7 protein-coding genes are annotated in these 8828 nt (G+C 64.2%); 2 read left to right on the forward strand and 5 right to left on the reverse strand.

Annotated features, from left to right (window positions below; genetic code table 11):
- Positions 1-604: 604 nt before the first annotated feature.
- Both UP10_RS44405 and UP10_RS18745 read right to left on the reverse strand, forming a co-directional pair.
- A complete protein-coding gene (locus UP10_RS44405; protein WP_197086842.1) occupies positions 605-886 on the reverse strand; it encodes a hypothetical protein in 282 nt (93 codons plus the stop codon).
- A 384-nt stretch (positions 887-1270) separates the two neighbouring features.
- A complete protein-coding gene (locus tag UP10_RS18745) occupies positions 1271-2524 on the reverse strand; it encodes a tyrosine-type recombinase/integrase (RefSeq protein WP_156180141.1) in 1254 nt (417 codons plus the stop codon).
- Positions 2525-2806: 282 nt separating this feature from the next.
- Between UP10_RS18745 and UP10_RS18750 the strand changes: the two genes are divergently transcribed.
- The gene (locus UP10_RS18750) at positions 2807-4258 is read left to right on the forward strand and encodes a sensor histidine kinase (RefSeq protein WP_044588788.1); all 1452 of its coding nucleotides are present in this window, start codon (positions 2807-2809) and stop codon (positions 4256-4258) included.
- A complete protein-coding gene (locus UP10_RS18755) occupies positions 4255-7218 on the forward strand; it encodes a bifunctional [glutamine synthetase] adenylyltransferase/[glutamine synthetase]-adenylyl-L-tyrosine phosphorylase (protein WP_044588789.1) in 2964 nt (987 codons plus the stop codon). The genes UP10_RS18750 and UP10_RS18755 overlap by 4 nt, the downstream gene beginning before the upstream one ends.
- On the opposite strand, the gene UP10_RS18760 is transcribed toward UP10_RS18755, so the two are convergent.
- The 3 genes from UP10_RS18760 to UP10_RS18770 all read right to left on the reverse strand — a co-directional run.
- Positions 7215-7436, reverse strand: a complete 222-nt coding sequence (locus UP10_RS18760) for a formate dehydrogenase subunit delta (RefSeq protein WP_044588790.1) — start codon at positions 7434-7436, stop codon at positions 7215-7217. The genes UP10_RS18755 and UP10_RS18760 overlap by 4 nt on opposite strands.
- Positions 7420-8256: a formate dehydrogenase accessory sulfurtransferase FdhD gene (fdhD, locus tag UP10_RS18765; protein ID WP_044588791.1), complete on the reverse strand. Its 837-nt coding sequence runs from the start codon at positions 8254-8256 to the stop codon at positions 7420-7422. Before fdhD ends, UP10_RS18760 begins: the two co-directional genes overlap by 17 nt.
- A 2-nt stretch (positions 8257-8258) precedes the next feature.
- Positions 8259-8828: molybdopterin oxidoreductase family protein (locus UP10_RS18770; RefSeq protein ID WP_044591223.1), on the reverse strand; the 570-nt coding region annotated here is incomplete at its 5' end.

Consider the following 8828-nt stretch of genomic DNA (forward strand, 5'->3'; position numbering starts at 1 on the left):
TTCTGATGAAATAAAACTAGCCCCGGCAACAGTTAGATTAAAGTTTTCCACAGCAATGTGGATTCCGGAATATTACCGTCCGTGGTGCTGACCCGTTCTGTGAGGCCCGGCTTCACTTCACGCTGACGAAGCCGAGGTCACTGATCCAGCAGGTGGCCCGACTTGGCGACCCGATGCTTAGCAAGTGGTATTCGTTCCGGCCGAAGAACAAACTGGTAGCCCCATTAGTATTTTATGGACTCATAAAAATTACTGATGTTTCCGGGCTGCCTTTTGGCGAGCGCGGCGCGGCGAAGATCAATCGCGACCTCGGTCCGACCGAGCGCCCTTCCTATCTCCCTTGGATGAATTTCGGCGGCCCCCATCATTAAAAGCCGCGCGTCGTCTCCGGGAGACCATCGCCTGAATCGTTGGCTTGCCAAGGATGCACCTCATCGATTGCGAGAAGCTTCGGGCGTTTCTCCAGTGGGGAACTTCTCGCCCGCACTAGGGCAGACCGGCCCCAGCGCCGGGGCTGGCGAGCACCGGGGCCGTGTGTGGGAATGCTGCTCGCGCCTAAGCAGCATCCATTTCCAGTTGATCACAGATAGCCATGCCCGGCCGGTCAATTTTGACCACCATCCCAATTTGCCAGAGCGAGTTTCCGAACAAGGACAGCACCGCTCGGGCCGAGGCCTAACGGGGTGATCAGTCCGGCTGCTCGGTGCGGATTGGCAACAACCTTGATAATCCAGCGCGTCGGGGTGCTCGACTCAACTTCCATGACCGAATGAACCAATCCCGCGACGAGCGATCCCTTTACGATCAAGGTTGCTTTTTGGCGGCGATGTTGATGATACCGATAGCGCCGCGCGAGTTTTCGATCAGATGTCTCGAACGTGTGCATATAGACCAAGCTGCACCACGCGAAACGGTTCCGCGATGACCCGCTGGGGAATACTATTCGTGAAGCTCCGACAATCAGCGCGCAACATTCGGCGGCTTAATTAACCTCCTTGGTCATCAGCTGGACCTCACCGGAACATCCGGCCGTCAGCGAAGGTTCGATACTTGGTGGCGCGGGATGGAGCAGCCCGGTAGCTCGTTAGGCTCATAACCTGAAGGTCACAGATTCAGGATTTGAGCCTATGGGCCGCCTGCATACGAACGGCGGCTCTTACCGAAATATCAAGATGTTAAAATGGTCAGTTGGGGTGCCTTGCGAAGAGAAAGCGGCACTGAGCTGACACCACATGCTGAAGGTTGCTCGCTGAAATCTTTGTGCGCCTCGTTAGGCGACGAGATTGAGCTTTTGCCGCTTTCTTTCGGGTTGCTGCTCGCTCGACGTATCCTTGGGCGGCTTGATGAAGTCAGCCCACGCCTGGAGCACCTCGCGGCGTCGCTTGATCATCTCGCTGTCCCAATACGAAAGTTCTGCCTCATCGCCGATACGGTGTGACAGGCAGAACTCGAGCACTTCGCGGCGGAAATTGTGCTCGTTGTTGTCAGCGCCCCAATTTCGGAAGCTCGTGCGGCAACCATGCATGGTGGATTTGACGGCAGTGCGTTCGATGGCCCCAACAAGCGCGTTCGCCCGGAACGGCTGATGTTCCTCCGCATGGTCGGAGGGGAACACGTACTTGTCCGTGCGCGGCATCGATTGGATGATCTCGATGGCCTGATCTGACAACGGGACGAGGTGCGGCTTCGGCTCTAGCTCGCCCTTAATCTTCATCTTCTCAGCCGGAACCATCCACGTCCTTGCTTCGAAGTCGAGCTCCGTCCACTCCATCAGCCGGATTTCTTGGCTCCGCGACACGGTGAGGATGCCGACTTCTGTGCAGCGCGCGGAGTTGCCGGGATCATAGCGCAGCCCTGTCATCATTCCCGGCATCTTCGTGTATGGCGCTGACCGATGCCCCTTCTTGCGATTCAGCTTGCGGGGCGACGGCAGCAGATGCTTGAGGTTGCCGCGCCATGCGGCTGGGTTCTCGCCCGTGCGCAGTCTCAACGCTTTGGCAGCGTCCATCAGCCGCTCGATCCGCTGGCGCGTCCGCGACGCTGTGACCGGCTTCACGGTCCAGATCGCCTTGAGCGCCTCCAGCACGTGCTCGGTAGTGATCTCCTGGAGCTTCTTGTCGTGCAGGCTCGGCACGTCCCGGATGGAGCGCTGCCACTGCTTCAACTCCTCTTCAGACAACCCTCGGCACCAATCAGGATACTGCTCCTCGGCAAACTCCTTGAACGTCTTGCTGCCCTGAGCGGTGACCCGCTTCTTGACGCGCGGATCGATGCCCTCGCGCTTCAACGCGACCTTATAGTCGCGCGCCTTCTCGCGCGCGCTGCTTAGGGTCAGAACGTCACCGCTTGCGCCGTCGCGGTCGCCAGCCCTGGCGAACTCCATCTGCGCCCGCTTGCCCTCGAGGTCAGTGAAGCGGAAGGCCCACACCCGATCGCCGCTTTCGCGCACCACCAGATAAAGCCCCCCACCGTCCGCATGAACGCCAGCTTGCAGGGATTTAACTTGGTTCGAATTGAGTGCCACTTTAACGTTCCCCTTCCGCTTACCACTTACCGTCACGGATGCTCGGTCGTGATGATCAGTTGTTCCAAAATCGACCTGCTTTGGATGTATGACCGTCACGGATACTTTAGAAGGGAGAGTGGCGTCAATTTACCAGTATTTCGCCAAAACCGGCCGGCGTTGAGCGATCTTCAGCGAAGTCAGACGACGGTAGATGAAGATAGTTCATTGAAATAAAGGAAATAAAACAGTGACGACGGTCAGTGATAGCAGGACGCAGCGCTCAGATTGGATATGTGATCCGTGACGGCATTCGGTAAACTGATCCGCACCACGGCGTTTCGGCTGACGCTGGTCTATCTGCTTTTGTTTGCGCTGTTTGCCGCCTCGCTGCTGGCCTATTTCGCCTGGAACACGCGGCGGCTGATCACCGAGCAGATCACCACCACCGTGAACGCCGAGATCGGCGAGATCACCGGCATCTATAATCGCCGCGGCCTGAGCGGCCTCTTGTTCACTATGGGCAACCGCGCGCTGCGCCCGGGTGCCAACCTCTATCTGGTCACGGCGCCGAATGGGCAGGCGCTTGCCGGCAATGTCGGCTCGCTGGCGCCGGGCGTGATAGGCACGGAGGGCTGGTCCGAGACCGCCTACCGGCGGCTCGACGATCAGGACAATACCGACCATCGCGCGCTAGTGCGTGTCACCCAGATGGCCAACGGCTTCCGCCTGCTGGTCGGCCGCGATCTCGAGGAACGGCGACGGATGTTCGGGATCGTCGCCAAGGCCGCGCAATGGTCGATCCTGGTCGTCGTCGTGCTCGGCATTGGCGGCGGCATCTTCGTCGCCCGCCGCGTGCTGCACCGGATCGACGCAATGACCGGCACCACCAAGCGCATCATGGCGGGGGACCTGTCCGGTCGGCTTCCGGTCGGCCGCAGCGGTGACGAACTCGACCGCCTAGCGGAAAACCTCAATGCCATGCTGGAGCGCATCGAGGCGCTGATGATGGGCCTGAAGGAGGTTTCCGACAACATCGCCCATGACCTCAAGACACCGCTGACGCGGCTGCGCAATCGCGCCGAGGAGGCGCTGGCGAGGTCCGGCGGCGAGGCCGACTATCGCGCGGCGCTGGAGCGCACGATTGAGGAATCCGACGGCCTGATCCGCACCTTCAATGCGCTGCTGATGATCGCGCGCGCCGAATCCGGCCAGGCCCGCGGCAACATGGACGATTTCGACGCCGCCGACGTCGCCAACGGCATCCACGAGCTCTACGAGCCGCTTGCCGAGGACGACGATATGACGCTGCGGGTGAAGGCCGCTCCGGCGCCGATCCACGGCAACCGCGAATTGATCAGCCAGGCCGTCGCCAATCTGGTCGAGAACGCGATCAAATACGGCAAGCCCGATGCCGTCCAGCCGCTGAACGCCGCGGCACGGGAAATCCTGATCGAGGCGCGGCGCGAGGGCAACCAAGTCCTACTCAGCGTCACCGACCACGGTCCCGGCATACCCGAGGGCGATCGCAAGCACGCGGTGGAGCGCTTTGTGCGGCTCGAGGCCAGCCGCACCTTGCCCGGGTCCGGTCTTGGCCTCAGCCTGGCCTCGGCCGTCGCCACGCTCCATGGCGGCGAGCTCCGGTTCGGCGATGCGCACCCCGGCCTGGTCGCGACGCTGGTGCTGCCGGTGCGCGTCGGCGGCAGTGACAGGCTTGCGGCTCAAACGCAGGATGTGCCACAGAAGGCGGCATGAATGCCGCCGCGCCGGGAAACGCGGATCGACATCGTCTGGCCGCGCGGTTCGCGGATGGACCGCGTGTCGCCGCATCCCCATCCGTAGAACAGCGCCTGACCGACTGGTTCGCCGAGCTCGAACCGGCGCAATCGGCTGCGCTCGACGCGCTGCTGGCGCATCCCTTCGCACGGGACATCCTGCGCGGCATCGCCGAGTTCTCGCCTTATTTGTTCGAACTGGCGCGTGCTGACGTCGCCCGCCTGATCCGGATCCTGTCGTGCGACCCGGAGTCGCACCTCGCAGCGCTCATCGAGAACACCTCGCGCGCGGTGTTTTCAGCCGGCAGCGAGGCCGATGTCATGCATCTGCTCCGCCGCCTGAAGGCGGAGGCCGCGCTGATGATCGCGCTGTGCGACATCGGCGGCGTCTGGCCGGTGATGCGGGTGACCGCGGCGCTGACCGACGTTGCGGTGGCTTCGGTGCAATCGGCGCTGCGCTTTTTGCTCAGGCAGGAGGTTGCCCGCGGCCGGATGACCGCCGCCGACCCCGAACACCCGGAAGAGGGCAGCGGACTGATCGTGCTCGCGATGGGCAAGATGGGCGCCGGTGAGCTGAATTATTCCAGCGACGTCGACCTGATCGTGTTCTTCGATCCGGCGGCGACGTCGCTTGCCGAGGACATCGAACCGCAGCCGTTCTTCGTGCGCGTGACACAGGCGATGGCGCGGATTCTGCAACAGCGCTCGGGCGAGGGCTACGTGTTCCGCGTTGACCTCAGGCTGCGGCCCGACCCGGCCTCGACCCAGGTCGCGATATCGACCGTCGCCGCGCTGCATTACTACGAGCGGGAGGGGCGGACCTGGGAGCGCGCCGCGATGATCAAGGCGCGGCCCTACGCCGGCGACCCCAGGGCTGGCGAAGCGCTGGTCGCCGAGCTCGCGCCGTTCGTCTGGCGCAAGCACCTGGATTTCGCCGCGCTTGCCGATGTCCACGACATGAAGCGGCAGATGCAGACCTTTCGTGGCCAGAGCGAGATCTCGGTCGAGGGCCATAACGTCAAGGTCGGCCGTGGCGGCATCCGCGAGATCGAGTTCTTCGCCCAGACCCAGCAGCTGATCGCCGGCGGCCGGCACCCGGACCTGCGCGTGCGGCCGACGCTGGAGGCTTTGAATGCCCTCGCCAACAGCAACTGGATCACCTTTGAGGCGCGTGACGAGCTGACGGCGGCGTACGAGTTCCTGCGCCGGGTCGAGCACCGGCTGCAGATGATCGCCGACGAGCAGACCCATTCGCTGCCCGAAGAGGCCGATGCGGTCGAGCGCTTTGCGCATTTCTTCGGCTACGAGAATCGCGAGGCGTTCGCGAAGGATCTGCTCGGTCATCTCAAGACCGTGCAAGGCCATTACGGCAAGCTGTTCGAGGGCGACGATCCGACCGGCACCGCGACGCTGCCGCAAACCGATTACGGCGCCGGGCCCGAAGACTCCCGCCTGCTCGACCATCTCGCCAATCTCGGCTTCAAGAAGCCCGTCGCGGTCGCCGGGACCGTGCAGCAGTGGATCGAGGGCGATTACCGCGCGCTGCGCGTGGAAGCGACGCGCGCGGCCTTCCTGGAATTCCTTCCCGGCCTGATCGACGGCCTCGCGCATGCCGAGGACCCCGACGATGCGGTGGTAGCGTTCGACCGTTTCCTCGGTGCGCTACAGCGCGGCGGGCGGCTGGTCTCGCTGCTCAGCCAGAACCGCGACCTCGTCGCGCTGGTGGCGCTGATCCTCGGCGCAGCGCCGCGGCTCGGCGACATGCTGGCACGCCAGCCGCAGATCATGGACGGCCTGATCGACCCACGGTTCTTCGGCGCGATGCCCGACAAGAAAGAGCTGTCGGAGCGACTGGCGGTGACGCTGCAGGATGCGTCCTCCTACGAGGATTTCCTCGACCGCCTGCGGCTGTTCGGCCAGGAGAGCCTGTTCCTGATCGGCACCCGGATCCTCTCCGGCACCGTCTCGGCGCAACAGGCGAGTGTCGCCTTTGCCGATGTTGCCGAGGGCATCGTGCACACGGTGCATGGCCTCGTCACCGACCAGTTCGCCGCGCAATATGGCCGCATCAACGGGCAGGAGACCGCGATCATCGCGATGGGCCGGCTCGGCAGCCGCGAGATGACCGCGTCCTCCGACCTCGACCTGATCCTACTCTACGACTACGACACCGAGGCACCGGATTCCGATGGCGAGCGGTCGCTGCACGGCGCGCAGTATTTTGCCCGCTTCACCCAGCGCCTGATCAGCGCGTTCACCACCCGCACCAATTACGGCGTGCTCTATGCGGTCGATATGCGGCTGCGGCCGTCCGGCCGCGCCGGTCCGGTCGCCTCGCGGATCGACGCGTTTGCCGATTACCAGGAGCGCGAGGCCTGGACCTGGGAGCACATGGCGCTGACCCGCGCGCGCGTGATCTCGGCGTCACCGCAGTTCCGCGCGAAGATCGAGGCGATCATCCGCAGCGTGCTGACGCGACCGCGTGATTCGGCGAGCACCGCCGCCGATGTCGCCGACATGCGGCGCGCCATTGCGCTGGAAAAAGGCGAGGCCGATGTCTGGGACCTTAAGCTCGCCGCGGGCGGGCTGGTCGACGTCGATTTCATCGCGCAATATCTCCAGCTCGCGCATGCGGCTGCGAAGCCCGAGATCCTCAGCGTCTCGACGCTGCAGGTGCTCGACCATGCGGCGAAGCTCGGCCTGCTCGGCCAGTCCGAGGTCGAGATCCTGCGCTCGGCCGTGCGGCTCTATCACGACCTCACGCAAATCCTGCGGCTCTGCGTGATCGGTAAGTTCAATCCGGAAGCCGCCGGCGAAGATCTGCTGCGCGTGATGGCGCGGGCCGGCGACTCGCCGGATTTCTCGACGCTGGAAGCCCGCCTGCGCGAAACGCAAGGCGAGGTGCGGCGGGTGTTCAACGCGATCGTGGGCGGCGGTTAGGCCTGCAGCTTCAGCTTCTGCAGCGCGTCGAGCACGTTGGGATCGAGGCCAGCGCCGCCGGCGTCGAGATGGGCGAAGATCTGCTTGCGCATCCGCGGATCCCAGAACTTCCAGATGTGCTCGGAAATACCCGACACCGCACGGTCGTGACCTTGGCTGTGGAAGAACTTTCCGATCTGGTTTGCCATGTAGACCAGCCTGTCAGGCGACGACGACATAAGCGGACTCCTTGCCGGTCACCGCGCCCGTGACGCGTTCCGGATGGGTGAAGATCTCAAATCCGTCGGTGCGGGCGATCGCAGCGAGCGTGATACCGGCGGCATCCGCCGTGCGCAGCGCCAGCGCGGTCGGGGCCGACACCGCGACCATCAGCGGTGCGCCGATCGCCGCGGTCTTCTGCACCATTTCGACCGACACGCGGCTGGTCAGCACCACCATGCCCTCGTTGGTCACGACCTTGTCGCGCGCCAGCGCGCCGGCGAGCTTGTCGAGCGCATTGTGACGTCCGACATCCTCGCGCAGCGCCACGATGCCGCGCCCAGGCGTCCAGAATGCCGCGGCATGCACCGCGCGGGTCTGGTGATTGATTTCCTGCAGCGGGGCGACGGCCGCCACCGCGGTCATGATCTCGCGCGGCGAGAACGACCGGCCCGCGGGCACGATCGCGGCCGGCCGGATAGCTTCGGTGATGGAGTCGATGCCGCAGAGACCGCAGCCGGTCGGGCCGGCGATATTGCGCCGGCGCTGGGCGATCAGCGTGGCCTTCTCCGGTGTGAGCCACATCCTGAGCTCGATGCCGTCATCGAGCTCAACGATGTCGAGCGTCTCGATCTCGTCGGCCGATTGCACGATGCCCTCACTCAGGCTGAAGCCTGTGGCAAAATCGGCGAGGTCCTCGGGCGTACCCATCATGACGGCATAGGTGCCGCCATTGTAGGTCAGCGCCAGCGCGGTCTCCTCCGGGATCAGGCGCGCACCCTCGCTGAACGCGCCGTTGCGCCAGACCTTCCGGTTTGCCTTGTGGACGGGATCGCGCATCGCTACTCCGCGGCCTCCACCACCGGCGCGATGCGCCGGGAGTGGCGGGCCTGCTCGTCATAGGCCTTCTGCCAGTCGGATGGACCGTTCGACGGTGAGATCTGCACCGCGGTGACCTTGTACTCCGGACAATTGGTTGCCCAGTCGGAGAACTCGGTCGTGATGACGTTGGCCTGCGTGTCCGGGTGGTGGAAGGTGGTGTAGACCACACCCGGTGCAACGCGGTCGGTGAGCAGGGCGCGCAGCGTGGTTTCGCCGGCGCGGCTCTTCAGCCGCACCCAGTCGCCATCGCGCACGCCGCGCTGCTCGGCATCGTGCGGATGGATCTCCAGCCGGTCCTCGGCGTGCCAGACCACGTTCTCGGTGCGGCGGGTCTGCGCGCCGACATTGTACTGGCTGAGGATCCGGCCGGTGGTGAGCAGCAACGGGAAGCGCGGACCGGTGCGCTCGTCGGTCGCGATATATTCGGTGATGATGAACTTACCCTTGCCGCGGACGAAGCCGCCGATATGCATGATCGGCGTGCCTTCCGGCGCCTTCTCGTTGCAGGGCCACTGCACTGAACCGAGTTC

It is taken from the genome of Bradyrhizobium sp. LTSPM299, from assembly GCF_000938235.1.
GTDB lineage: Bacteria > Pseudomonadota > Alphaproteobacteria > Rhizobiales > Xanthobacteraceae > Bradyrhizobium.